Consider the following 24,952-nt stretch of genomic DNA (forward strand, 5'->3'; position numbering starts at 1 on the left):
AGGCCCCCCGAGGTCCCCCGAGGCCAGGCCCCCCGAGGAACCCCCCGAGGAACCGCCCCCACCCGGGGCGGCCCCTCCACCCACCGCCGGCGGGAGGCCAAAGGCCGGCACAGCCGCCCATCCGCAGCCGTGCGGCGGGGTGCCCACCCACACGCCGGCCTCGCCACCGGCCCGCCTACCGTCCACCCCAATCCGGTCGCACCAGATCACCAAGTGAGGGGGCCCACGTGGGCCACCTTGCCGCCGCAAACGGCGGGGTCCGGCGCGGGCGGCCGGTCCGGGACCGGCTCCCCGCCGCAGCGGACGGCGGAGGCCCAATGAGGGCCTGGCCCTCCGTGGGATGGTCCCCGTGAGATGGCCCGCCCATGTGCGGCCTCCCCGTGTGCGGCCTCCCCGTGTGCGGCCTCCCCGTGTGCGGCGGGACCCGTGGGACGGCACCCCTGGGCGGCCCCCGTGGGACGGTCCGCCCGTGGGACGGTCCGCCTGTGGGACGGTCCGCCCGTGAGATGGCCCGCCTGTGGGACGGTCCCTGTGGGACGGTCCGCCTGTGGGGCGGCCCGCCTGTGAGATGGCCCGCTGTGGGACGGGTCGCCGCTGCAAACGGTGGGGTGAGGGGCGGGCGGTCCTCGATGGGCCTGCTGGCACGGCCGATGGGCGGGTGGCCAGGGGGCGGCGCCCGTCGAAGTGGCTTGCCGGGGCGAGGGGAGGTCAGGCTCGGGTGAGGGTGGTGGTGAGGTGGGTGTGGAGGTCGTCGTCCAGGGGGGTGGCGGCTTGGCGCAGGGTGGCGGCGGTGGCCGGGGTGAGGCGGGCGGCGTGGCGGAGCAGCAGGCGGACGGCTCGTTCCTGGACGGAGCGCGTGGGGTGGCCGAAGGTGGGCGTCAGGGCCGGGGTGAGGGTGTCGGCCAGGGCGGGGGAGGCGCGCAGGACGGCGGCGAGCCAGGAGAGCCCGGCGCGGACGAGGCCGGTCTCGCGGCGGAACAGCAGCGCCTCCAGGGCTTCCGCCAGGTCGGCCGGGTCGAGGGCGGGCAGCCGCCGCAGGTGGGTCAGCGCCAGCTCGGCGACGGGGCCGGGCGCGGTAGGGAGGAGGCGCAGGTACGTGGTCGCGTGGGCGGCGATCTCGGCCTCGGTGGGCGCCAGGGATTCGTGGAGCCGGGTGAAGAAGCGCAGCTCGATCGCGTCGCCGCCGAGCAGGAAGCGGCGGCGGCAGCCGTCGAGCAGCAGGTCGCGGCTGATCACGCCCTCCCGGGCGAGGGTATGCAGGGCGGTGAGCCAGGACAGCGGCCCGTGCTGCTGGTGGCGCAGCGCCAGGCCGACGCCCTGGGCGGTGAACAGGCGCGGCAGCAGGCCGGGCAGCAGCGGGTCGCCGCGCAGGCTGCTCAGCAGGGCGTCGCGTGACACGTACGCCACCACCAGCGGGTCGTGGTCGGGCGGAGTGACGCCGGTGGCGCGCAGCAGCGCCAGGACGAGGGGGAGGGTGCGGTCGGAGCCGCGCTCGCGCGGGCGGGGCGGCCGGATGCGGAGGGCGAGCCGCACGGCCACGTCGGCCTGCCACTCGGGCGGGCGGGCGGCGATCACGTCCAGGAGGGGGCCGTGGTCGGCGAACAGCGGGTAGCCGTCGAGGTCCCACAGGTCGAAGTCGCGCCGGGTGATCCAGGCGGCCGCGGCGGCGGGGCTGAGCACGCCGGCGCCCGCGATCCGCATCGGCTCGGCCCATTCCGGATGGTCGTCGATCTCGTGCTCATGGTCCCAGGGGCGCGGGAAGGTTGAGGCGAGGCGGCGTTCCTGCTCGCGGTGGGCGCGGCGGGCGGCGGCGACCTCGGCCGCGTGGGCGCGGGCGACCTGGACGTGGCCGGGCAGCTCGCGGGCGACGAGGCGGCGGCCGGCGGCGTCGAGGGCGGTCACCGCGGCGACGGTGCCGGGGACGTCACCGGCGTCGATGAGGCGGCGCAGCTCGTCCCAGGGGGATTCCTGGCGTGTCATGACGCCGGAGCCTGGCAGAGCGCACCGACATTCCTACGGCAGGATCGAGTCCACGTACCCGCCGTCCACGCGGACGGCCGCGCCCGTGGTGGCGGAGGCGTACGGGGAGCTGAGGTAGACGACCAGGTTGGCGATCTCCTCGGGCTCGATGAGGCGTTGCAGCAGCGACTGGGGCCGGTGTTCGCGCATGAACGCCCGCTGCGCCTCCTCCCACGGCAGGTCGCGGTCGACGAGCTGGTAGACGAAGTCCTCGACGCCGCCCGTGTGGGTGGGCCCGGCGATCACCGAGTTGACGGTGACGCCGCTGCCCGCCGCCTCCTTGGCGAAGCCGCGCGACACCGCGAGCAGCGCGGTCTTGGTCATGCCGTAGTGGATCATCTCGGCGGGGATGACGACGGCGGAGTCGCTGGCGATGTACTGGATGCGGCCCCAGGACCGTTCCCGCATGCCGGGCAGGTAGGCGCGCGTCAGGCGGACCGCGGCGAGCACGTTCACCTCGAAGTAGCGGCGCCATTCGGCGTCGGTGATGTCGAGCGCCGGCTGGGCGCCGAAGATGCCCAGGTTGTTGACCAGGATGTCCACGGCGGGCAGGTCCTCCAGCACCCGGGCTGCGCCCTCGTCGGTGGCCAGGTCGCCGGGGGCGGCCAGCAGGACGGCGCCGGGGTGCGCGGCGCGGATGCGGTCGAGCGCGGACGCGACGGACGCCTCACCGCGGCCGTTGACCGCGACCGTGGCCCCGGCGGTGGCCAGGCCGGTGGCGATGGCGGCGCCGATGCCCTGGGTGGAGCCGGTGACCAGCGCGGTCTTGCCGGTGAGGTCGATGCGCATGTGTTCCCCCCTGATCGCGTTGCCCTGCCATTGTCGGTGACGGGCGGGCGGTTGCCGGTCAGGCGGGGCCGCGCCGCCAGAGGCGTTCGCCGTCGTCGAAGCGGCCGGTGGGGGTCAGGCCGGCGCGGCGGGCCACGGCGGCGGAGGCGGCGTGGTCGGGGTGGATGTGCGCTTCGACGGTGGTGACGCCGTGCTCGTCGAGCCAGGCGACCAGGGCGCGGGCGGCCTCGGTGGCGTAGCCGTGGCCCTGCTGTCGTTCGCCGACGACCCAGGCGATCTCGGCCCGCCGTCCCTCGTGGGTGATCGTCGCCTGGACGTAGCCGACGGCCTCGCCGGCGACCCTGATGATCCAGTTGTGCCACTGCTGGCCGGGCGGGCCGCCGGTGACCTGGCGGGCGTAGCGGGTGCGGAGCTCGTCCAGGGTGGGGGCGGTGCCGCCGGTGAAGGCGTAGAGGTCGCCGGCGAGCACGCCGACCATCTCGTCGGCGTCGGCGACCGTCAGGGGGACGAGCGTGACTCGGCCCGTAATTTCCGTCATATCCAGCCATTTTGCCGGTACGGCGGTGGCAGCGCGCGGCTCACTGATTGTGCGGCAACGGTGACTTAGTGTGCTGAGGGGGATTTGATCTCGATGCTCAGGGGGACCGATGTCACGCCGAAGGACCCTGCTCGCGCTCGCCGTCGCCGGCACGGCCTGGACAGTGCCGCTGGGGCCGGCCGCGCCGCCCGCGCACGCGGCGCCGGAGCCCGTGCCGCCGGCCGACGCGTCGCCGGTGATGGACCCGGCACGCGCGGTGGACTACTGGACGGCCAGGAAGCAGTCCAAGGCCGACGCCGCCGAGCTGCCGGAGGCCATGGTGCTGCCGGCCGGGAAACGGCGCGGGCGCACGGGCGACCGCCCGGCGGCAAGGCCGGGCGAACGGCCAGGCGAACGCTCGGGGGAGCGCTCGGCAGAGCGAGGGGAGCGGCCAGGGGAGCGGCCAGGAGGGCGGCCGGGGGAGCGGCCGGTGGAAGGGCCCGGGGAGCAGCCGGGGCCCAGGCCGGCCGTGCTGGGGAGCGAGGGCCGGCCGGTGAGCGTGCCGGTGGCCGAGCGGCTCACCCCGGGCGCCGACGCCAACGGCTACGGCCGCATGCGCAGGCCCTACACCAGGGCCGCCAACAGCCGCGCCACCGGTCGCCTGTTCTTCCTGGACGCCGACGGCACCCGCCGCTCGTGCAGCGGCGCCGTGGTCAACTCGGGGAGCAGGCTCCTGCTGGCCACCGCCGCGCACTGCGTGTACGGGGTGTCCAAGCGCGACAACCGCGGCCGGTGGTCGTCGAACCTGGCGTTCGTGCCCGCGTACGACGGCCATGCCAAGGCGTCGGCCGATCGCGCGCCCTACGGGGTGTGGGGCGCGCGGCGGGTGTGGAAGCCGCGCGCCTTCACCGGCGAGGGCCACTGGGACTGGGACTCGATCTACGACCTGGCGCTGGTCGAGGTCGGGCGGCGGGGTGACCGGACGCTGCAGGGCACGGTCGGCGCGTACACGCCGCTGCGCAACGAGGGCGGCCGGTTCACCGTCACCACGCTCGGCTACCCGAGCGACGAGCCGTACGACGGCACCCGGCAGCTGTGGTGCCTGGGCCGGACGCAGCCCTGGTCCGGGTACGCGCGCCCGGACCGCAGGGTGACGGGCCGCCTCTACACGGACAACTGTCACCTGTTCGGCGGCAACAGCGGCGGCCCGTGGCTCGACCGGGACACCGGCCTGCTGCTGGGCGTGCTGTCGTCGGGCGCGGCGGACGAGTCCACGGCCGGTTACGCGGTCGCCAACCCGTTCGGCCGGGCCAGCTACGGCGCGCTGGTGCGTGACGCGGACCCGCACGGCGTCTACGATGCGCTGTCGGTCAAGGGGTCGGTCTCGGGCGCCAGGGTGAGCGCGGTCGTGACGATGCGCGGGCTGGTGGCGGCGAGCGTGCCGGTGACCTTCGAGCTGCCGCACGGCGTGAGCCTGGCGCCGGGGTCGCGCTGCCGGGCGAGCGCGCGGCAGGTGACGTGCCCGGCGGGCGTGGTGCGGCCCGGCGACCCGGTCACGGTGTCGTTCCCGGTCCGCGGCGTCGCCGGGGAGCGGGCCTCGTACCGGGTGCGGGTGCCGGTCTCCCACCTGGACCCGGAGCGGGGCGACAACACGCACGTGTTCGGGCCGAGCGCGCGCAGGTAAAGGCGCACGGCGGCGATGGCAAAGGATGGCGTGTCGGCCGGGCGGGCGCTCCGCCCGTGCTGGCAGGGTCGACGGCGCCGCGACGAGCTGGGAGGGCCAGATGCGACGTGCCGGGGATGGGGACCAGTTCGACCGGCTGCTCTCCGCTGCGAGGGCCTACTGGGGCAGGCGCCCCGCCGGGCCGGGAACGTGCGTGGTCGCGGAGGCCATGCACCAGGACATCCGCGTGATCGTCCGCAACCTGCTGTTGGCGAACGCGCTGTGCGATCTGACCGCCGCCCGGCTGGTCGTGCTGGTGGGCACCGACCGTGACTGGACCCGGGCGCTGTGGGACGACTACGACGTCGAGCGGGTGCGGCGGCTGGCCGAGGCGTTCGGCGCGGCCGAGGTCGTCGACGTGCACGAGCTGGCCGACCGGCGGCTCGCCGACGAGGGTGACGCGCCCGCCGAGGGCGTCGACGCGGCGGCGCTGGACGTCGTGGAGAAGGCGACGCTGATCCGGCTGAACCTGGTGCCCCGGCTGCCGCACGCGGAGGACGAGCAGCACCGCGCTCGCCGGGCCCGCGCCCGCGCCTTCTCCGCCGTGTACGACCGGCTGTTCGCCGAGCTCGCGCCCGCCGCGCTGGTCACCAGCCACGTGGACTATGACCAGTGGGGGCTCGCGGTCGAGACCGCGATGCGCCGCGACGTCCCGGTGGTGCACGCTCAGAGCACCGGGTCGCTGAAGGCGTACGCGCTCTTCCCGGGTGAGGCGCGCGGCCCGGGCGGCTTCCGTGAGGAGCTGACCCGCAGGATCGCCGCCTACTTCGACGAGCACGTGTGGGCGAACCGGGAGCTGATCAGGCCGGGCGCGGAGCTGGTGGCCTGGCGGGCGAAGGGCAACCTGGGCAGGCCGAGCTGGTGGCGGGCGGGCAACGTGAGCTCGTTCGAGGTCCGTACGGAGACCGAGCGCCGCCAGCTCCGGCGGCACGCCTGCGACCGGCTCGGCATCGAGCCGGACCGGCCGATCTTCACCGTGTTCAACCACGCCGTGTCCGACGCGGTGGGGGCGAACCGGGAGGTGTTCGGCGACCTGGCCGAGTGGTTCGAGGAGACCGCCGAGTTCGCGGCGGCGGAGGAGTCGGTGAGCTGGCTGTTCCTGGACCATCCGAGCCAGGAGCGCTACGACGTCACGGGGCACTTCGGGTCCGTCGCGGCCCGTTACGCGGGGCGGTCGCACCTGGCGTTCGCGCCCAGCCTCGACCTGTCGAAGAACATGCTGTGGAGCCTGACGGACGCCGGGGTCACCGTGCGCGGCAGCGTCTCCAGCGAGCTGCCCGCGTTCGGCATCCCCGTCATCCAGGCCGGCTGGTCGGAGTGGAGCGGCTGCGGCCTGTCGAACGTGGCCGAGACGCGGGCCGACTACTGGCGGCTGCTGGCCGACGCCGTCGCCCGGCACGCCAAGGGCGAGTCGACGCTCGGCCCGGAGCAGCGTGAGCGGGCCCGGCTGTGGCTGTGGCTCTACCGGTGCGGCGCCGACGTGTCCTCGCCGCTGCTGCCGCACTGGGAGCTGGGCGACGGCGAGGAGTATCTGCGGGCGCTGTCCGTCAGCATGCGGCACGTGGAGCGCGACGGCGATCCGCTGCACTGCGCGGTGCGCCGCATGTGGGAGCGGCGCGAGCCGCTGCTGAGCCGGTTCGACTTCCGGGACCAAGCGGGGCTGGCCGCGGCCCTGACCGCATCGAGGAGCGCATGATGAGCACGACAACGCTGACCGGGGCCGCCACGACGCTCGACGAGGAGATCGTCCCGCTGTCGCCGCCGGTCGAGGTGTTCAGCGGGCGGGCGGCGGCGTTGCAGGTGACCGACCAGTTGCATCGCGGCGAGCAGATCGTGGGCCGGTTCGAGCGGTCCGGGCTGGCCGGGTTCAAGGTGGCGGCGCGGGGCAGGCGGCTGCGGGTCAAGGTGTCGCTGGCGGTGGACGCCACGTCGATGCCGGGCTGGCATCTGCCGGACGCGCAGGGCAGGGCGGCGACGCGGCCCCGGCTCATCCAGGTGCGCTCGCAGGGGCGGCTGCGCCAGTGCGTGCTGCTCAAGGGCGGCAACGGCATCCGCAGCGCGCAGGCGGCCTTCGACCTGCTGCCCGAGGAGGTGCCCGACGACGGGCTGGTGTGCGTGGAGGTACTCGACATCGCCGAGGGCGGCGGCGTGGACGCCGGGGTGCGCGCGGCCGTGGCGGACGCGATCATGGAGTGCGGCACCGCCGGGCTGCGCATCGACGGCGTCGCGTTCGAGGAGGGCCGCGACGACGGCGAGCCCGGCGGCGGCGAGACGCTCGACGGAGCCCGCTGCGAGATCCTGTCGCTGATCAGCTCGGGCGGGCTGGCCAACCCGAACCGGCGCGGCCCCCGTACGGTGCGTACCGGGATGTTCGTCGTGAACCCGGTCCCGCCCGGCATGTTCGGCTCGGGCGGGCGGCTGACGATCCGGCTCGGCAGCCGGGCCGACACCACCCTGCGCCCCGCCACCGCCCGCGACCGCGCGCTGATGCGCCGGGCGGTGCGGCGGGCGGGCGGCGAGGCCAGGCGGCTGCGTCACGCCGCCCGCGAGGTGCTGTGCTCGGCGGCGCCTTCCGTGACCGGCGTCATGAGCGTCCAGGACGGCGCCCTGCCGATGCCGACCAGGATCACGACCGGCAACACGCTGGAGCTCGACCTGCCGGCCCCGGTCACCTCGCCCGTGCTCGTCTTCGTCGACCCGGGTGAGTGCGCGCTGCCGACCCTGGTCTCAGCGACCTGGACTCCCTGACAGGCTCTGGGCCAGCAGGTCGAGCAGCGGCTGCCGGCGCACGCAGCGCTCCAGCGCGAACGAGTCGGCCAGCGCCGCCAGCTCGTCGTCGCCGAGGCCCCTGAACAGCTCGGCGTACTCGGGCAGCATGGCCTGGGCGATGAGGATGTGCCTGACGAGGTCGTCGGTCTGGTAGCGGGCGCCCCACGGGTAGGGCGCCCAGCCGGGGAACTCGGCGTCCACCAGGGCGTGCAGCGGCCCGACGACGTCCGCCGACTCCTCCATGGTCGAGCCCCACCGGTCCGCGCCCAGCCGCGCCTTCTTGGCGATGAACGGCCCGAACCTCTCCAGGTACGGCCCGGACGCGCTGACCAGCCCCTGCAACCCCACGTCCTTGTACGTCCACAGCGCCCAGCCGGCCTCGTGCCGGTCGTAGATCTCCAGCTGGTCGCGCAGGATCTGGTAGCGCTCGTGGTCACGCTCCGGATCGCCCGTGTAGACGGGCCCGAACTCGCCCACCCACAGCGGCGTCCCCGTCTCCCGCTGGAAGCGCGAGCGCCGCTCGAACGTCCGCTCCAGCTCGCGCCGGTCACACCACTCCCCGCGCGTGTAGCCCGGGTAGCCGCCGCCGTGCGCGAACCCGGCCAGCGCGTAGTCGTGGCAGACGAACACCGTGTTCTCGTACACCTCCCGGAAGATCGAGAAGTCCGTCGAGTACGTGTTGCCGTCCAGGAAGAGCACGTGCCCGGGGTCGGCCGCGCGCACGGCCTTGACCAGCCGGTCGTAGAACGGGCCGACGACCTTGCCGGTCGGGTCGCCGGGCTCGTTGACCGGGTTGTACCCGGCCACCCAGGGATGGTCGCGGTAGTGGTCGGCGATGGCCTCCCACAGGTTGACCGCCCGGTCCTGGAAGTGCCGGTGCCGCCAGAACGCGGCGACGTGGGTGGCGTTGTCGGAGTGCCAGTGCTGGTTCTGCGAGCCCGGCAGCGCGTGCAGGTCGATCACGCTGTAGACGCCGCGCTCGCCGAGCAGGTCGATGACCCGGTCGAGGTGGCGGAACCCGTCCTCGATGATCTCGAACGGCCGCTCGTCCGACTCGAAGTGGTGGTAGTTGACCGGGATGCGCACGCAGTTCATGCCGAGCCCGGCCAGCAGGTCGGCGTCCTGTTCGGTGAAGAACGAGGTGAGCAGCCGGTCGAAGAAGAACGCGGCCCGGTCCTCGCCCAGCACCCGCGTGACCGAGGCGCGCATCGACGACTCGTCGGCCGGGTAGCCGGTGATGAAGTTCTCCATGTTCATCCAGCCGCCCAGCCCGACGCCGCGCAGCCGTACGGGCTGGTTCTCGGCCGTGAGGAGCCGCGTTCCGGAGACGTGCAGCATGGTCAGCCTTTCGTAGCTCCTGCGGTGAGACCGCCGATGAGGTGGCGCTCGGCGACGGCGTAGAAGCCGAGCGCGGGCACCATGGCGAGCACCAGGTAGGCGAGGATGCGTGAGGTGTCGGAGCTGTACTGGCCCTGGAACTGCTGGATGCCGAGGGGCAGCGTCCAGCTCGCCTCGTCGCTGAAGACGACCAGCGGCAGCATGAAGTTGTTCCAGCTCCCGACGATGGCCAGCACCGACACGGTGGCGAGCGCGGGCCGGGCCATCGGCAGCAGGATGCGCCAGAAGAAGGCGAACGGGCCGCAGCCGTCGAGCGTGGCCGCCTCCTCGATCTCGCCCGGGATGCTCCGGAAGAAGCCGCGCAGGATGATGATCGTCAGCGGCAGCCCGAACGCCGCCTGCACGAGGATCACGCCCCACGCGTTGTCGACCAGGCCGAGCGTGCGCAGCATGACGAAGATCGGCAGGATGGCGACCGCGAACGGGAACATCAGCCCGGCCGTGAAGACCGTGAACAGCAGCTCCCTGCCCCGGAAGGCGAAGCGGGCGAACACGTACGCGGCCATGGCCGACAGCGACACCGTGACGATCGTGGTGAGCACCGCGATGAACGTGCTGTTCCACATCTGGCGCCAGAACGAGCCCGCGGCCAGCACCTCGGTGTAGTTGCCGGTCTCCCACGGGCTGGGCAGGCCGAACGGGTTGGTCGAGAGCTGGCTGGTGTCCTTGAAGCCGCCGAGGACCGCGTACACGATCGGGATGAGGATGAACGCGCCGACGATCCAGGCGATCGCGTGCAGGGGCAGGGTGGGTCGCTTCAACGGGTGTCTCCCATGGCGGTGGTCGCGCCCTCCAGGTCGCGGCGCATCACGAACCGCTGATAACCCAGGGCGAAGACGAGGCTGAGCACGAACATCACCACGCTGATCGCGCTGGCGTAACCCACCTGGGAGCGGCCGAAGCCGATGTCGAACATGGTGACGGCGAGCGTCTCGGTCGAGTGCGCCGGGCCGCCCTCGGTGAGGATCCAGACCAGGTCGAACAGCTGGATGGTGTAGATGACCGACAGGAACACGCTGATTCGGATCGTCGGCCCGAGCAGCGGCAGCGTGACGTGCCGGAAGACCTCCCAGCCGGTCGCGCCGTCGATCCTGGCGGCCTCCAGCAGCTCGTTCGGGATGTTCTGCCGGCCCGCCAGGTAGATCATCATGTGGAAGCCGAAGTACTTCCAGGTCATCACGACGAACAGCGACATGAGCGCGGTGTCCTGGTCCGCCAGGAAGTCCGACTCCAGCCCGACCAGCCCGAGGATCCCGTTGGCCAGCCCGGAGGTGGGCGACAGGATGAGCGAGAACAGCACGCCGGTGATGACCTCGGACAGCACGTACGGCGAGAAGAACACCAGCCGGTAGATCGCCCGGCCGCGGATGCGCTGGTTGAGCAGCATGGCGATGCCCAGCGCCATCGGGAGCTGGACCACCAGGCAGAGCAGCACCAGGACCAGCAGGTGCCACATGTCGGTGAAGAAGATCTCGGACTCGAGCAGCCGGGTGAAGTTGTCGAAGCCGATGAAGTCGGTGGGAAGCCCGCCGAACCCGTTCCACTTGAAGCCGCTGGCGTAGACGGCCACCACGATCGGGGCCACGACCAGCAGCAGGAAGAGGGCGAGAGCCGGCAGGACGAACAGGGTGATCGTCACCCAGCTCCGCCGTCTTCCCCGGTTCGGGCGGGCGTGGGCCGGAAGCCGCCTGGCCTCCGGCCTACGGGTGATCGTCGTCATTCGCTCTTGGCCACTTCGGTGATGTCCTGGGCCACCTGCTCCGGGGTCTTGGCGCCGGCCAGCAGCTCGGCGACGCTGTCGTTGACCTCGGCGCCGACGGCGGGCGGGTAGGCCTGGTCGAGGTAGAGCTGGAAGCCCGTCGCGGTCGCCAGGGAGTCGGCCACGATCTTGAGGTTGGCGTCCTTGACCGCGCTCTCCTCGCCCTTGAGCACGGGGAGCACCGCGTTCTCCGCGACGGCCTTGGTGTGGTTCTCCTCGCTGGTGAGGAACTTCAGCAGCTCGATCGCCTCCGGCGGCGCGTCGGCGCCCACGGCCATGCCGCCACCGCCGCCGAACGCCTCGGTGATGGCGCCCTGGCCGCCCTCGACCGCCGGGAACGGGAAGAAGCCCAGGTCCTCGCCGAGGCCCTTGCCGGCGTCGATCTGCACGTTCGGGGCCCACTGGCCCATCAGCTCCATCGCGGCCTTGCCGTTGGAGACGGTGGCCGCCTGGCCGTCGGGGGTGGAGTAGGCGGCGCCGAGGAAGCCCTTCTGGAACGGCTGCAGGTCGGCCAGCGCCTTGAGCTGCTGCCCGGCCTGGACGAACGCGGGCTTGGTGAAGTCGTGGTCCACCGCCGCCTGCTGGAGCGCGGGCAGCCCGCCGATGCGCATGGCCAGGTAGGCCCAGTAGTAGTGGCCCGGCCACTTCTCCTTGCCGGCCAGGGCGATCGGCGTGATGCCGGCGGCCTTGAGCTTGCTGACCGCGTCGAGGTAGCCGGACCAGGTGGTCGGCGGCTCGGCGATGCCGGCCTTCTCGAAGAGCTTCTTGTTGTACCAGAAGCCGACCATGCCGATGTCGGTCGGCAGCGCGTACGTCTTGCCGTCGAACTGGTAGGCGGCCAGGGCGGCGGTGGTGAACGTGTCGATGACCGGGGCCACGTCGGCGGAGATGTCCTTGACCAGGCCGGCGTCGACCTGCTGCTTGAGCACGCCGCCGCCCCAGGTGGCGAACAGGTCGGGCGCCTTGCCCGACTGGGTGAGCGTGGTGACCTTGGACTTGTACGCCTCGTTCTCCAGCACCGTCATCTTGATGGTGACATGGGGATTGGCGGCCTGGAACTCCTTGGCGCGCTTCTCGTACACGGTTTTGAGCGGGTCGGACGTGGACAGGTGCCACCATTCCAGCGTGACCTTCTGCGGCGCGCCGGATTCGGACCCGGGCTGCGGCGCCTCGCCGCCTCCGCAACCCGCGACGAGCACGGCTGCCGCGATCAAGGTGACCGTTCGTTTCATTTCAGGGGCGCCCTTCATTTGCCAACGAAAATTTCGTGAACCCCCCGATAATTTCGATGTCCGGAGCATAGGTAAACGCTGCGTTACGCGTCAATAGGTGTCATGGGAGCGATCCCACTACCCTCGTCACCCCGGATTCCGAAAGTTTCGGCTAAACTTCTGATCTATGTCTGCGAAGAGGCGGGTGACGATCGCCCTGATAGCCGAGGAGGCCGGGGTGTCGATCCCCACGGTGTCCAAGGTCATCAACGGTCGTCCCGAGGTCGCGCCGGCGACCCGGCACCGCGTCGAACGGCTTCTCCACAAGCACGGCTACCAGCGGCGCATCAGCCAGGACGACACCCCGGCCGGGCTGGTCGACCTGGTCTTCGCCGAGGTGGAGTCGCCCTGGGCGATGGAGATCGTGCGCGGCGCCGAGTCCGCCGCCCACGAGGCCGGGGCCAGCGTCGTCATCTCGGTCCTGCACACCCACGCCGGTCCCGGCCGCGACTGGCTCGACCGGCTCGCCGGACGGCGCACCGACGGCGTGGTGATCGTCGCCTCCCGCCTGTCGGCCGGCGTCCAGGACCAGCTCGCCGCCCGCTCGCTGCCGTTCGTCGTGGTCGACCCCGACGGCGAGCCCGCGCCCGGCGTCGTGTCCGTCGGCGCCACCAACTGGAACGGCGGCCTGGCCGCCACCCGCCACCTGCTGGAGCTCGGCCACCGCCGCATCGGCATGATCAGCGGGCCCGCCGACATGCTCTGCAGCCAGGCCAGGATCGACGGCTACCGCGCCGCCCTGGAGACCGCCGGGGTGCCGCTCGCGCCCGAGCTCATCCGCCGCGGCACCTTCCTCGTCGACTCCGGCCACGACCAGGGCCACGCGCTGCTCGCGCTCGACGAGCCGCCCACGGCCATCTTCGCCGGCTCCGACCTGATGGCGTTCGGCGTCTTCGAGGCCGCCCGCCAGCGCGGCCTGCGCGTCCCGCAGGACCTCAGCGTCGTCGGCTTCGACGACCTCCCGCTGTCGGAGTCCGCCTGGCCGCCGCTGACCACCGTGCGCCAGCCGCTGCAGGAGATGGCCGCGCTGGCCACCCGCACCGTCCTGGCCATGCGGCGCGGCGAGTCGCCCGAGGCCCGGCGCGTCGAGCTCGCCACCGAGTTGATCGTCCGCGAGAGCACTGCCGCCGTCTAGCGTTTCGGCGCCGGGGCGCGGGGCAGCCGCAGGGCATGATGCGTGACCTCGTCAACGGCGCCGTGAGCGGCACGCTGGCCACCGTCGCCATGAGTGGCGTCATGGTGGCCGGCGAGAAGGCCGGGCTGATGCGCGGCCAGCCGCCCAAGCACATCGCCCGCGGCCTGCTGCCCGGCAGCAAGCACCGCCGCAAGCCCGGCGAGGGAGTTCTCGGCGCGCTGGCCCACCTCGGCTTCGGCGCGGGCGCGGGCGCCGCCTTCGCGCTGCTGACCCGCGGCCGGACCCGCCGCGCCCCGCTCGCCGTCGGCTACGCGCTGACGATCTGGGTCGTCAGCTACTCCGGCTGGGCGCCGCGCCTGAGCCAGCTCCCGCCCATCGGGCGCGACGCCCCCGGGCGTCCCGCCGTGATGGCCGCCGGGCACGTCGTGTACGGGACCACGCTCGCCTTCCTGCTGAACCGCCTGGCCGTCCGCGACGCCGACCCGGCCAGCGTCCCCCAGGCTGCGGCCCCGCCCGTGCCCGTCGCCGGGCTGCTGGGCCTCTGATCTCAGCGGGCGGTGGCCGGGCTCAGCAGTTCGCGGGCCAGCGCCTCGCCCCACCACTGCTCGATCCGGCCGGGTGACCAGGAACGCTCGACGTGGAGCGTCGTGTAGACGTCGATGTTGCACAGGGCGGCGTAGATGTCGACGGCGGTGGCGACGTCCAGGCCGGGCCGGAGCGTGCCGTCCGGCCACGAGGCGAACACCTGCGTGCGCAGCTCGCCGACCTGCCGCCGGCCCTGGAGGTAGAAGTCCGCGATCTCGGGCTCGGTGCGGCCCGCCTCACGTATCAGCGTGATGAGGTCGCCCGCCCGCTCGAACAGCCGCCGGTCGTAGCCGGCCATCGCCGCCAGGTGCCGCCGGGGGTCGCCGGTGGCCTCCAGCTCCTCGATCGCCTGGGGCAGGTCCGCGGCCAGGTCCGCGGCGTCGGCCAGCGCCCGGACCAGCCCCGCCTTGTTCTGGTACGCCGCGTAGACGGTCGGGACGGAGACCCCCGCCTCCCGGGCGACGTCGCGCACGGTGGTCGCGGCCCATCCCTGTGACAGGAACAGCCTCCGTGCGGCCTCGGCGATCTCCGCCCGCGTCTGATGGGCCTGCGCCACGCGGCGCAGCGAGGTGTAGCGGCGCCGCCCGGTCTCGTTCTCCATGATTGCGTCCAGACTTTCCGTGACTTACATTCAATATATGTACCGTAAAACCAATTGGTGGTCACCGTGACCGTCACCAGTCTGGCGGGTGCGGCAGGCATGGGATTCGTCCTGCTCGCCATCGTCGTCAACGTCCTCTACGTCCGCGCCGGGCTCCCGCTGCCCACCTCCGGCCTGTCCCTGGAGGCCACCACCGACGCGCTGGCCGGGATCGGCAAGCGCATCAACGCGCCCTCCGTGGTCGTGCCGGCCACCTGGCTGTTCACCACGCTGTTCGCCGCCGGGCTGCTCGCCGTGCTCTGGCGCGACGGGCAGACCGGCAGCAACATCTGGGCCCTGACCGGGTTCGCCGGGGTCCTCATGCAGAACGCCACCTTCATGGTGGTCGAGTCGCTCCGGTTCGGGACGGCCGCGGCCGCCCGGCACCACCGCGGCTCGGTCGCCGGGCTGTGGGCGTTCGGCAACGTGCTGTTCGGGTTCAACCAGGTCTTCCTGGCCATCGCGGTGCTCGGCTTCACCGCCGCCGGGGCGGGTCTCGCGTTCATCCCCGCCTGGCACGCCTGGCTGGGCTGGATCAGCGCCGCCCTGCTCTTCGTCTCCTCCGCGGCCGCCCCGTACAACGCCGGGGGCGCCGGCCGCGCCGGGGTGATCGGCCTGCTCGGCTGGGTCGGCTGGGCTGCCTGGATCGTCGTCTACAGCATCGCCCTGCTGGGCGTCTGAGCAAGGAGCACGTACGTGATACTCGTGACCGGAGCCACCGGCCGCATCGGCGGCCGGGTCGTCCACGCACTCACCGAGGCGGGCGCGCCCGTGCGGGCCCGCTTCGCCGAGCTGTCCCCGCAGGAGCTCCGCGCGGAACTCCTCACCGGCCACCCGCCCGCGGTCGCGGACGCCATGATCGACGTCCTGGCCGCCGCCACCGGCACGACCGCCCCCATTCTCCCCGGGGTGCGCCAGGCCACCGGCCGCCCGCCGCACGCCTACGCCGAGTGGGCCGCCAGGAACGCCGGCCGCTTCCGCTGAACGCCGGGACGCAAGTGCGGCCGCCTGCCCCCGGCGGTGCAGCCGTTCGTCGGTCACGTATGTAGACGAACGTCGGATCCGCCCACCCGGGCGGCCACCGTACGCTGGCGAACGTGCAGGTAAGCAAACGGATCGAGGCCGCCGTGCCGACGCTGGTCGGCGCGCTGGTGCTCGTCGCCTCGGCGGTGGCCGTCACCGGCGGCGCCGCGTCCGCCTCGCCCGCGCTGCGGGGCGCCGCCGCCCTCGTGGCGGGCGGCGCGGCGGTGGTCGCCGTCCGCCGGTCCTGGTGGCCGCTCGCGATCATCGGCGCCGTGCTCTACCCCTGGCTGGTCATGTGGCCGCCCGTCGTCGTCGCGTCCTACTACGCGGGCACCACCTGGCGCACCCGGCGCGAGCTCGGCGCCTACCTGGGCCTGGCCGTCGTCATGATGGCCGCTTCGGTGCTGGCCGGCCGGGCGAGCGGCGGCACCCGCGAGATGGTCACCGCCACCCCCGCCAACGCCGCCCTCATGGCCGCCGCCATGATCGGGCTGCCGCTGCTGCTCGGCCTGTGGGTGCGCGCCAAGCGCGAGGTGCTAGCCGCCGCCCGCGAGCGCGCCGACCGGCTCGAACGCGAGCAGGTCATGCGCGCCGAGCAGGCCCGCGCCCAGGAGCGCGCCCGCATCGCCCGCGAGATGCACGACGTCGTCGCGCACCGCGTCTCGCTCATGGTCCTCCACGCCGGCGCGCTCGAAGTGGGCGCCGCCGACGAGCGCACCACCGGCGCCGCCGCCATGATCGGCGACATTGGGCGGGAGGCGCTGACCAACCTGCGCGAGATCCTCGGCGTCCTGCGCGGCCCCGCCCAGCCCCCCGCCCTCGCCCCGCAGCCCACGCTCGACGACCTCGACCGCCTGCTCGACCAGTCGAGGGCCCTCGGCATCACGATCGGCAGGCACGCCCACGGCGAGGCCCGGCAGCTCGCCGCCACCGTGGAGCGCACCGCCTACCGCGTCGTCCAGGAGGCCCTGACCAACGTGCACAAACACGCCGCCGACGCCCGTACCGACGTCCACATCCGCTACCTGCCGGCCGAGCTCCGGGTCGAGGTGCGCAACGAGCCGCCCCCCGGCCCCGGCCCCGGCCGGACCCTCCCGGGCGCCGGCTGGGGGCTCGTCGGCCTGCGCGAACGGGTCGAGCTGCTCGGCGGCAAGCTCCACGCCGGCCGGCGCGACGACGGCGGCTTCGACGTGATCGCCGCCATCCCGGCGGAAGCGGCAGGCGGGGTGAGCGCGTGATCCGGGTGCTCGTGACCGACGACGAGGCCCTGGTCAGGTCCGGCCTCCGGATGATCCTGGAGGCGGCCGGCGACATCGTGGTCGTCGGCGAGGCCCGCGACGGGGACGAGGCCGTCACGGCCGTGACCCGCCTCAGACCGCACGTCGTCCTCATGGACGTACGCATGCCGGGCGCCGACGGGCTGACCGCCGCCGCGCGGCTCCTGGCCGCCCCCGAGCCGCCCAAGCTGATCATGCTGACCACGTTCGACCTCGACGAGTACGTGCACGAGGCGCTGCGGCTCGGCGCGGTCGGGTTCCTGCTGAAGGACACCCCGCCCCGCGACCTCATCGCCGCCGTGCGCGCCGTCGCCGCCGGGCAGGCCATGCTGTCGCCGTCGGTCACCAAGCGGATCATCCACGCCTTCGTCGACAAGGCCCCCACCCGCGCCGAGGCGGCCCGCAGGCAGCTCGCCTCGCTGACCGGCCGCGAGGAGGAGGTGGTCAGGGCGCTGGCCCGCGGCCTGTCCAACGCCGAGATCGGCCGCGAGCTGCACCTGTCGGAGGCCACCGTCAAGGCCCACGTGAGCCGGGTGCTGGCCAAGCTCGACCTGACCAACCGCGTCCAGGCCGCCATCCTCGTCCACGACGCCGACCTCTGACGCCGTAAGGTCGTGTCCTGTGACGGAGTTGGAGCGGCATGCCGCACGATTGCGCGCGTTCGCCGCGGCACGCGACTGGGAGCAGTTCCACACGCCCAAGAACCTCGCCATGGCCCTGGCCGGTGAGGTCGGCGAGCTGGTCGCCGAGCTCCAGTGGCTCACGCCCGACGAGTCCCGCGCCCCCGACCCGGAGACGCTCGCCCGCGTCACCGCCGAGCTGGGCGACGTGACCAACTACCTGGTCCGGCTCGCCGACGTGCTCGGTGTCGACCTCGTCGCCGCGGCCTCGGCCAAGCTCGACACGGTCGAGCGCCGCTACCCGAGTGACGCCTACCGGGGCTCCGCCCGCAAGGCCCCGCCCGCCTCCCCGTGACAACCCCGGGGGGAAGCGGCACCGCATAAGGTGACGGGCATGCGTTTTGGGGTGCTTGGCCCGCTGGCCGTGTGGACCGACGAGGGGGAGCCGGTCACGATTCCCGGGCTGAAGGTGCGCGCCCTGCTGGCCGACCTGCTCGCGCACGAGGGCCGTACGGTGTCGGCCGACCGGCTCGTGGACGACCTGTGGGGCGACGAGCCGCCCGGCAACCCGTCGGCCGCCCTCCAGGTCCGCGTCTCCCAGCTCCGCAAGGCGCTGGAGGACGCCGAGCCCGGCGGCCGGGAGCTGATCGTCTCCAAGGCCCCTGGTTACCTGCTGCGCGCCGCCGACGTGGACGCCGTGCGGTTCGCGGAGCTGCTGGCCCGGGCCGAGGCCGCGGGCAGCCCGGGAGCCAGGGCGGCGCTGCTCGGCGACGCGCTCGCGCTGTGGCGCGGGGCGGCGTACGCGGACTTCGCCGACGAGGAGCACCTGCGCACGGCGGTCACGCGGCTGGAGGAGCAGCGGCTGACGGCGCTGGAGCTGCACACGGAGGCCCGCCTGGAGCTGGGCGAGCACGGCCTGCTGGTGGGCGAGCTGGGCGACCTGGTGGCCCGCCACCCGCTGCGCGAGCGGCTGCGCGCGGCGCAGATGCGGGCGCTGTACCGGGCCGGCAGGCAGAGCGACGCGCTGGCCGCCTACGCCGAACTGCGCGAGCGGCTGGCCGACGAGCTCGGCCTCGACCCCGGGCCCGACCTGGTGGCGCTGCACCAGGCGATCCTCGACCAGGACCCCGCGCTCAACGCGCCGGCCGAACGCCCCGCGACGAACCTGCCCGCCGCGCTGAGCAAGCTGATCGGCCGCGAGGATGCGCTGGCGGAGGTGCGCTCGCTGCTCGGCACCGAACGGCTGGTGACGCTCACCGGCAGCGGCGGCGTCGGCAAGACGCGGCTGGCGCTGGAGACGGCCTCCCGGATGGTGGGGGAGTTCTCCGGCGGGGCGTGGCTGGTGGAGCTGGCGCCGCTCGACCGGCGCACGCCGTCGCTGGCGGAGCCGGTGCTGGCGGCGCTCGACATCCGGCAGGACGCCGGCTCGGGCACCCCGGCCGAGAGGCTGGCGGACACGCTGCGCGACCGCCCCCTGCTGCTCGTGCTGGACAACTGCGAGCACGTCGTCGATCAGGTCGCCGAGCTGGCCGAGCTGCTGCTGCGGGCCGCGCCCGAGCTGCGCATCCTGGCCACGAGCAGGGAGCCGCTGGCCGTCGACGGCGAGGTGCTGTGGGCGGTGCCGCCGCTCGGCGTGCCCGACAGCACCGACCTGACGGTCATGGCGGGCTCGGACGCGGTGCGGCTGTTCGTGACGAGGGCCGCCGCGTCGGCGCGCGGGTTCGCGCTCGACGCGGGCAACGCGCAGGCGGTCGCGCAGCTCTGCCGCCGCCTCGACGGCATCCCGCTGGCGCTGGAGCTGGCCGCGACCCGGGTGCGGCTGCTCGGCGTGCACGGCGTGGTGGCGCGGCTGGACGACCGGTTCCGGCTGCTGGCCTCCGGGCAGCGGGGCGCGCCGCCGCGCCAGCAGACGCTCATGGCCGTGATCGACTGGAGCTGGGACCTGCTGTCCGACCCGGAGCGGGCGGTGCTGCGCCGCCTGGCGGTGCACGCCGACGGCTGCACGCTGGAGGCCGCCGAGGCCGTGTGCGCCTCCGCCGAGGCGGCGCCTTCGGACGTGCTCGACCTGCTGGGCCGGCTGGTGGACCGCTCGCTCGTGGTCGTGGCCGACGGCCCGTCGGGCGTCCGCTACCGCATGCTGGAGTCGGTGACCGAATACTGCCTGGCCAGGCTCGCCGACGCGGGCGAGCTCGACGCCGTACGCCGTGCGCACGCCGGCTACTACGCGGAGCTCGCCGAGGCGGCCGAGCCGCACCTGTACGGGCACGAGCAGCACGCCTGGCTGCAACGGCTCGACGCCGAGTCCGCCAACCTGCGCGCCGCCCTGGCCACCGCCGCCGACCAGGGCACGCCCGCGACCGCGCTGCGCCTGGTGAACGCGCTCGGCTGGTACTGGTACCTGCGGGGCAGGCCCGCCGAGGCCCGCCGCGCGTTCGACGTGGCGCTGGCCGGAGCCCCGGCGGGCGACCAGGCGGCGGCGCGGGCCGCCGCCTGGCGGGCCGGGTTCGCGCTGGTGCTGGGCGAGGAGACCGACAGGGAGGGGCCGCTGCGCGACATCGCCGACCCCGGGGTACGGGCGCGGGCGGAGCTGTTCCTCGGCATGAACGCGCCCGACCTGCCGACGTGCGACGAGCTGATCGGCCGGGCGCTGACCGTGTTCCGCCGCAACGGCGACACCTGGGGCGTGGCGGCGGCGCTGAGCAAGCAGGCCATGTCCGCGTTCACCCGCCGCGACCACGACGCGCTGGCGCGTGACGGCGAGGAGGGCGCCCGGCTGTTCCGGGAGCTGGGCGACCGGTGGGGCCTGTTGCAGGCCACCGAGTGGCTGGCCGGGCACGCCGAGATGACGGGCGACGTCGAGCGGGCCGTCGAGCTGTTCACCGAGGGCCTGCGCATGGCCGAGGAGCTGGAGCTGTGGTCGGAGGCGGCCCGCCACACCGCCTGGCTCGGCTGGATCGCCCTGCAGAGCGCCGAGTACGGCAGGGCGCTGGAGCTGTGCGGCAAGGCGCTGCGCCAGGCCGCCTCCCAGGGCCACCGGGACATCGGGCTGATGGCCGAGATGGGCCTGGCGCTCGCCGCACGCCGCACGGGCGAGCTGGACCTGGCCGACCGGCACCTGCACCGGCTGCTCGACGGCGTGCCGCGCGGGCCGGGCGTCGAGCCCGCGCTGCACCTGCCGGTCACGCTCACGGAGCTGGGCTTCCTCACCGAGCTGCGCGGCGACCCGGCGGGCGCGGCGCGCCTGCACCTGGAGGCGCTGGAGGCCGCGCAGCGGATCGGCGACCCGCGCTCGTCGTCCGGGGCGGCGGAGGGCCTGGCCGCGGCGCTCGCGGCGACGGGCTCGCACCGCGCCGCCGCCCGCCTGCTCGGGCTGGCCGCCGCCGTCCGCGACCACCACAACACCCCGGCCGGGCCGTCCGAGCAGGAGGAGATCGCCCGCGTCACCGCCGCCGCCCGCGCCGGCCTCGGCGAGCCGGGGTTCGCGGAGGCGTACGAGGACGGGGCCCGCCTCAAGCTGGAGGACGCCGCCGACCTGGCCGCGACGCCGTCCGGCGGCTGACCGGGCACCGTCCGGCGGCTGGCCAGGCGCCGTCCGGCGGCTATGCGAGGGTCTCCCCGAGCCGGTCGAGGAAGCCCGCCCAGCCCGAGCCGCCGCCCGTGTTGACGCCGCGCTGGCGGAAGCGCATGAGCGTGCCGCCGGCCGCCTCGGTCAGCTCGACCGTCACCACCGACGCGGGCCCGTCGCCCGGATCGTCCGGATCGCCGGTGGTGAACACCAGCCGTCCCGGCGCCGCCACCTCCCGGTAGACGCCGTCCAGCAGCACCTCGAACCCGTCGCCGTCACGGAACCTCGCCCGCCACGCCCCGCCGGGACGCACGTCCAGCACCGCCTCCGTGCTCATGTCCGGCGGCCCGAACCACCGGGCGAACCGCCCCTCCTCGGTCCACGCCCGGAAGACCCGCTCCCGGGGCGCGTCGAAGACGCGGATGATCTCGTACTGGCTCAACGTGCCGCCTTTCCCAGGGGTTGACGCTCCCACGCTCCTACGGTGCCGGGCTGCGCTTACGATCGCCTTCAGCCGCCCTTACGGCCCCCCGAACCGCGGCACGGCGGTCGCACGCGGTCCACGGCCGGGCCGCTAGGCTGCGCGAGTGGACAGCGCAGAACTGAAGGACCGCGTACGCGAGCTGCGAGCCGAGGGCCGCTCGCCCAAGGAGATCGCCCGCGCCCTGGGCGTGTCGCCGTCGGTCGTCGCGCCGCTGGTGCGCGAGATCGCGGCCGAGGGCGCCGGCTCCGGCGGCGAGGCCGAGCTCATCGGCTGCTGGACCAACGCCGGCTGGAGCGACGGCCTCGGCGTCGACCCGGCGCGCGGCTGGACCGACGACGAGCCCGGCACGGGCGGCGGCATGGTGTCGGTGCTGGTCGCCCGCCGCCACGGCTGGGACAAGATGACGGTCGGCGGCTTCCTCGCCGACGTCTACTGCCTGGGCATCAAGTACGTGGCCGGTCCCGACGTGCTCAGCGAGCGCGACCTGCGCCGCTTCCGCGACTACTTCTTCAGCGACTACAAGAGCTGGCAGGAGGTGCCGCTGGAGCTGGCGCAGACGCTGGTGTTCGGCTCGGAGCAGTACGCGCGCACGCTCGGCTTCGAGCCGCACGAGGACTTCGCGTCCGTGTCGCCGCTGCTCGGCACGTGGGAGGGGCCGTCGGCGATCACGTTCGGGCGTGACGGCAGGCCGTTCTACCAGCCGGGTCCCGTCGACGACCCGGGCAAGGTCGTCCGCGTGCTGCGGCGCACCCTGTCCGACGACGAGTTCGACTACGTGACCGACAAGTCACCCGCGCTCTGACTCCCGCTCCGGCCCGCGGATGATCAGGTTGCGGCCCAGCCGCCAGGTGCCGCCGCCCCGGCAGGCTCCGCGCATGCCCTCCAGCGTGCCGGGCGGCGCCAGCGCCACGGCCCCGGCCGTCGAGGCGAAGCCGATCGTGCGCGCCGGGTCCCAGCCGGTGCTCTGCCGCAGCCGGGCGGCCATCCGCGCCCAGCCGAGCGGCGGCCCGGCCACCACCCAGGCGTCCGGCGGCCCGGCGGCGAACCGCCTGGCCTGACGCAGCCACGACGCCGCCTCCTCCGGCCAGTCGACCACCGCGAGCACGGTGCCCGGCCAGACCGCGAGGAAGGCGTCCACCGAGGCGCCCCGGCCGTGCCCCACGACGACCGTCTCCGCCCGGGCCTGCGCCAGCAGCCGTAGCACGGCGTCCAGCTCCGCCGCCGTCGGCGTGCTCACGCGGCGTCGTGGAAGACGAGGCCCAGCGTGTGCCGCAGCCCGGACCGTACGACGCTGACGCCGTGCCGCACCGGCGCGGCCGACCAGCCGCGCGAGGAGCGCACCGGCCGGTCGCGGGTGGTGAACACCAGCCCGCGACCCTGCGGCAGCAGCGTCGCCGTGCCGCGCGACTGGGCCCGGGGCCGCTGCTCGACCAGCATGAACTCGCCGCCCGTGTAGTCCTCGCCGGGGCGGTCCAGGCCGATCACCACCTGGAGCGGGAACACCAGGTCCCCGTACAGGTCGCGGTGCAGCGCGTTCCAGTCGCCTTCGCGGTAGCGCAGCAGGATGGGCGTCGGCCGGGTCTGCCCGGCCTCGTGGCACAGCTCCAGCCAGGCGCCGAGGTCGTCGGGCCAGGGTGCGGGGCGGCCCAGGCGCGCCGCCCAGTCGCGGGCGATCGGCAGCAGCCTCGGGTAGAGGGCTTCGCGCAGCTCGGCGACCGCGGGCGGGAACGGGTGCCGGAAATATCGGTACTGTCCGCGGCCGAACCGGTGACGTTCCATGTCCACCGTAGACCGGAACCGCCCGGCCTCGTCGTACAGTCCGGCGATCTCCGCGCACTGCGCGGGCGTGAGCAGCGGCTCCGTCAGCGTGAAGCCGTAGGCGTCGAGTTCGTCCAGGTTCATAACCAGATAAACACCGCCGCCGCCCGGGAAGTCGGCAGTTTTCGGACCTCTGAACACCTGCGTACGATCGGCGTACGGCCGAACGAGGAGTGTAGTCATGGCGGAATCCCGGGAGCACCAGTTCAACGGCACGCGCGGCGTCAACGTCGTCCGCGAGTGGCCACACCCCGACCCCCGCTACGTCGCGCTCCTCGTCCACGGCTACGGCGAGCACATCGGCCGCTACGAGCACGTCGCCGACACCCTCGTCCGCCACGGCGCCGCCGTCTACGGCCCCGACCACATGGGCCACGGCAGGTCCGCCGGCGAACGGGTGCTCATCGAGGACTTCGAGGACGTCGTCACCGACGTGCACACCGTGGAGCAGCAGGCCCGCGCCGACCACCCCGGCGTGCCCGTCGTGCTCATCGGCCACTCGATGGGCGGCCTCATCGCCGCCCGCTACGCCCAGCGCCACGGCGCCGGCCTGGCCGCGCTCGTCCTGTCGGGGCCGGTGATCGGCGTCTGGGAGGTCGTCGACACGCTCCTCCCGCTCGACGAACTCCCCGACACGCCGCTCGACCCGGCCACGCTCTCCCGCGACCCGGCCGTCGGCGCCGCCTACGCCGCCGACCCGCTCGTCTGGCACGGCCCGTTCAAACGCCCCACGCTCCGCGCCCTCGCGACCACCCTGGAGACGATCACCAAGGCCGGCAGCCTCGGCCCGCTCCCCACCCTGTGGATCCACGGCGCCGACGACCAGCTCGTCCCCCTCGCCGGCAGCCGCACCGGCATCGACGCCGTCCGGGGCGACGACCTCACCGAGCGCATCTACCCGGAAGCCCGGCACGAGGTGTTCAACGAGACGAACCACGACGAAGTGCTCGCCGACGTCACCGCCTTCATCGACCGCGTCCTCACCTCACCGGACGTCTAACCACACGTACCCGGAGCCCCGGGTCCTGGACAGCTCCACCTTCCAGCACCCGGGCTCCGGGAACACCCACCCCGTGCCCCACTCACGACCGGGCCGCCGCCAGCTCGACCCGCTGTGCTCCTCCAGCCACACCAGCCTGGCCCGCCGCCCATCCAGCGACGCCGCCGCCCGCAACGGACCCTCCCCGGTCATCCGCCACACGATCTTCACCTCCGCCCCCGCCTCGAACGGCACCTCGGCGAACAGCAACCCCCACAGCTCCGCGCCCCGCCCCGCGCCCTTCACCTCGGGAAACCCCGCCTCCGACGCGCTCATGACCGTCCCCCCACAGGTCCTGCGCGCATCCCCAGGAGACGCCACGGGAGACGCCACGGGCGTGGACACAGGAGAGGCCGCGGGCGTGGCCACGGGCGTGGACGCCCCCGCCTCTTCGGCCCTGCCCGCCCCCGCGGACTCCGCCGCACACCCAGCCACCAGTACGACGAACACCGCACCCACCACCATCAGCCGCATACCACCCCTACAGCCCGAACCCCTGGCAGGTTCCCGGACAACCGCCT

General features: G+C 73.9%; 25 protein-coding genes. 13 read left to right on the forward strand and 12 right to left on the reverse strand.

Annotated features, from left to right (window positions below; genetic code table 11):
- Window positions 1-708: 708 nt before the first annotated feature.
- The 3 genes from KME80_RS14745 to KME80_RS14755 are packed head-to-tail and all read right to left on the reverse strand — an operon-like array spanning window position 709 to window position 3,346.
- Window positions 709-1,980, reverse strand: coding sequence for a DUF6493 family protein (locus KME80_RS14745; RefSeq protein ID WP_219505359.1), 1,272 nt, complete (start codon window positions 1,978-1,980; stop codon window positions 709-711).
- 33 nt (window positions 1,981-2,013) lie between these two features.
- A complete protein-coding gene (locus KME80_RS14750) occupies window positions 2,014-2,808 on the reverse strand; it encodes an SDR family NAD(P)-dependent oxidoreductase (RefSeq protein ID WP_219505361.1) in 795 nt (264 codons plus the stop codon).
- A gap of 58 nt (window positions 2,809-2,866) precedes the next feature.
- The gene (locus KME80_RS14755) at window positions 2,867-3,346 is read right to left on the reverse strand and encodes a GNAT family N-acetyltransferase (protein WP_219505363.1); all 480 of its coding nucleotides are present in this window, start codon (window positions 3,344-3,346) and stop codon (window positions 2,867-2,869) included.
- 109 nt (window positions 3,347-3,455) lie between these two features.
- Between KME80_RS14755 and KME80_RS14760 the strand changes: the two genes are divergently transcribed.
- The 3 genes from KME80_RS14760 to KME80_RS14770 all read left to right on the forward strand — a co-directional run bounded on the left by KME80_RS14760 (window position 3,456) and on the right by KME80_RS14770 (window position 7,796).
- A complete protein-coding gene (locus KME80_RS14760) occupies window positions 3,456-5,009 on the forward strand; it encodes a trypsin-like serine peptidase (protein WP_219505365.1) in 1,554 nt (517 codons plus the stop codon).
- Window positions 5,010-5,109: 100 nt separating this feature from the next.
- Complete coding sequence (locus KME80_RS14765; RefSeq protein WP_219505367.1) at window positions 5,110-6,744, forward strand: hypothetical protein; 1,635 nt, start codon at window positions 5,110-5,112, stop codon at window positions 6,742-6,744.
- Window positions 6,741-7,796, forward strand: a complete 1,056-nt coding sequence (locus tag KME80_RS14770) for a hypothetical protein (protein ID WP_219505369.1) — start codon at window positions 6,741-6,743, stop codon at window positions 7,794-7,796. Before KME80_RS14765 ends, KME80_RS14770 begins: the two co-directional genes overlap by 4 nt.
- Here the strand turns inward: KME80_RS14770 and KME80_RS14775 are convergent.
- The 4 genes from KME80_RS14775 to KME80_RS14790 form a co-directional block, all read right to left on the reverse strand.
- A complete protein-coding gene (locus KME80_RS14775; protein ID WP_219505371.1) occupies window positions 7,776-9,155 on the reverse strand; it encodes a glycoside hydrolase family 5 protein in 1,380 nt (459 codons plus the stop codon). The two genes, KME80_RS14770 and KME80_RS14775, sit on opposite strands and share 21 nt — an antisense overlap.
- A gap of 2 nt (window positions 9,156-9,157) precedes the next feature.
- Complete coding sequence (locus tag KME80_RS14780) at window positions 9,158-9,976, reverse strand: carbohydrate ABC transporter permease (RefSeq protein WP_219505373.1); 819 nt, start codon at window positions 9,974-9,976, stop codon at window positions 9,158-9,160.
- A complete protein-coding gene (locus KME80_RS14785; protein WP_308125761.1) occupies window positions 9,973-10,854 on the reverse strand; it encodes a carbohydrate ABC transporter permease in 882 nt (293 codons plus the stop codon). The genes KME80_RS14780 and KME80_RS14785 overlap by 4 nt, the downstream gene beginning before the upstream one ends.
- Window positions 10,855-10,931: 77 nt before the next feature.
- Complete coding sequence (locus KME80_RS14790) at window positions 10,932-12,206, reverse strand: extracellular solute-binding protein (RefSeq protein WP_219505376.1); 1,275 nt, start codon at window positions 12,204-12,206, stop codon at window positions 10,932-10,934.
- A gap of 166 nt (window positions 12,207-12,372) precedes the next feature.
- Here KME80_RS14790 and KME80_RS14795 point away from each other — a divergent pair, with 166 nt between their 5' ends.
- A complete protein-coding gene (locus tag KME80_RS14795) occupies window positions 12,373-13,380 on the forward strand; it encodes a LacI family DNA-binding transcriptional regulator (RefSeq protein ID WP_219505378.1) in 1,008 nt (335 codons plus the stop codon).
- Window positions 13,381-13,415: 35 nt separating this feature from the next.
- Window positions 13,416-13,925, forward strand: coding sequence for a DUF6789 family protein (locus KME80_RS14800; protein ID WP_246644987.1), 510 nt, complete (start codon window positions 13,416-13,418; stop codon window positions 13,923-13,925).
- A gap of 2 nt (window positions 13,926-13,927) precedes the next feature.
- Here the strand turns inward: KME80_RS14800 and KME80_RS14805 are convergent, their stop codons facing one another.
- Window positions 13,928-14,566: a TetR/AcrR family transcriptional regulator gene (locus tag KME80_RS14805; RefSeq protein ID WP_219505380.1), complete on the reverse strand. Its 639-nt coding sequence runs from the start codon at window positions 14,564-14,566 to the stop codon at window positions 13,928-13,930.
- A 66-nt stretch (window positions 14,567-14,632) separates the two neighbouring features.
- On the opposite strand from KME80_RS14805, the gene KME80_RS14810 reads away from it, so the two are divergent.
- The 6 genes from KME80_RS14810 to KME80_RS14835 all read left to right on the forward strand — a co-directional run bounded on the left by KME80_RS14810 (window position 14,633) and on the right by KME80_RS14835 (window position 21,084).
- Entirely contained in the window at window positions 14,633-15,286 is a 654-nt protein-coding gene (locus KME80_RS14810) for a hypothetical protein (protein ID WP_219505382.1), read from the forward strand.
- 15 nt (window positions 15,287-15,301) lie between these two features.
- On the forward strand, window positions 15,302-15,589 hold the full coding sequence (locus tag KME80_RS14815) for a Rossmann-fold NAD(P)-binding domain-containing protein (RefSeq protein ID WP_219505385.1): 288 nt from the start codon (window positions 15,302-15,304) through the stop codon (window positions 15,587-15,589).
- A 113-nt stretch (window positions 15,590-15,702) separates the two neighbouring features.
- Window positions 15,703-16,866: a sensor histidine kinase gene (locus KME80_RS52715; protein WP_219505387.1), complete on the forward strand. Its 1,164-nt coding sequence runs from the start codon at window positions 15,703-15,705 to the stop codon at window positions 16,864-16,866.
- Window positions 16,863-17,507: a response regulator gene (locus tag KME80_RS14825; protein WP_219505389.1), complete on the forward strand. Its 645-nt coding sequence runs from the start codon at window positions 16,863-16,865 to the stop codon at window positions 17,505-17,507. The genes KME80_RS52715 and KME80_RS14825 overlap by 4 nt, the downstream gene beginning before the upstream one ends.
- Before the next feature lie 19 nt (window positions 17,508-17,526).
- Window positions 17,527-17,880, forward strand: a complete 354-nt coding sequence (locus KME80_RS14830) for a nucleotide pyrophosphohydrolase (RefSeq protein ID WP_219505391.1) — start codon at window positions 17,527-17,529, stop codon at window positions 17,878-17,880.
- 39 nt (window positions 17,881-17,919) lie between these two features.
- The gene (locus KME80_RS14835) at window positions 17,920-21,084 is read left to right on the forward strand and encodes an AfsR/SARP family transcriptional regulator (protein ID WP_219505393.1); all 3,165 of its coding nucleotides are present in this window, start codon (window positions 17,920-17,922) and stop codon (window positions 21,082-21,084) included.
- 40 nt (window positions 21,085-21,124) lie between these two features.
- Here KME80_RS14835 and KME80_RS14840 read toward each other — a convergent pair whose 3' ends face one another.
- Window positions 21,125-21,532: an SRPBCC family protein gene (locus tag KME80_RS14840; RefSeq protein ID WP_246644988.1), complete on the reverse strand. Its 408-nt coding sequence runs from the start codon at window positions 21,530-21,532 to the stop codon at window positions 21,125-21,127.
- Window positions 21,533-21,677: 145 nt separating this feature from the next.
- Between KME80_RS14840 and KME80_RS14845 the strand changes: the two genes are divergently transcribed.
- Window positions 21,678-22,376: a helix-turn-helix domain-containing protein gene (locus tag KME80_RS14845; RefSeq protein ID WP_308125762.1), complete on the forward strand. Its 699-nt coding sequence runs from the start codon at window positions 21,678-21,680 to the stop codon at window positions 22,374-22,376.
- On the opposite strand, the gene KME80_RS14850 is transcribed toward KME80_RS14845, so the two are convergent.
- Both KME80_RS14850 and KME80_RS14855 read right to left on the reverse strand, forming a co-directional pair.
- Window positions 22,362-22,811: a hypothetical protein gene (locus tag KME80_RS14850; RefSeq protein ID WP_219505397.1), complete on the reverse strand. Its 450-nt coding sequence runs from the start codon at window positions 22,809-22,811 to the stop codon at window positions 22,362-22,364. The genes KME80_RS14845 and KME80_RS14850 overlap by 15 nt on opposite strands.
- Window positions 22,808-23,476, reverse strand: a complete 669-nt coding sequence (locus KME80_RS14855) for a 2OG-Fe(II) oxygenase (RefSeq protein WP_219505398.1) — start codon at window positions 23,474-23,476, stop codon at window positions 22,808-22,810. The genes KME80_RS14850 and KME80_RS14855 overlap by 4 nt, the downstream gene beginning before the upstream one ends.
- A 97-nt stretch (window positions 23,477-23,573) precedes the next feature.
- On the opposite strand from KME80_RS14855, the gene KME80_RS14860 reads away from it, so the two are divergent.
- Window positions 23,574-24,392, forward strand: coding sequence for an alpha/beta hydrolase (locus tag KME80_RS14860; RefSeq protein ID WP_219505399.1), 819 nt, complete (start codon window positions 23,574-23,576; stop codon window positions 24,390-24,392).
- Here KME80_RS14860 and KME80_RS14865 read toward each other — a convergent pair.
- Entirely contained in the window at window positions 24,378-24,707 is a 330-nt protein-coding gene (locus tag KME80_RS14865) for a hypothetical protein (RefSeq protein WP_219505401.1), read from the reverse strand. The two genes, KME80_RS14860 and KME80_RS14865, sit on opposite strands and share 15 nt — an antisense overlap.
- Between the last annotated feature and the right edge of the window lie 245 nt (window positions 24,708-24,952).

The sequence above is a fragment of the Nonomuraea ceibae genome (assembly GCF_019396325.1).
In the GTDB taxonomy this organism is placed as follows: Bacteria; Actinomycetota; Actinomycetes; order Streptosporangiales; family Streptosporangiaceae; genus Nonomuraea; species Nonomuraea ceibae.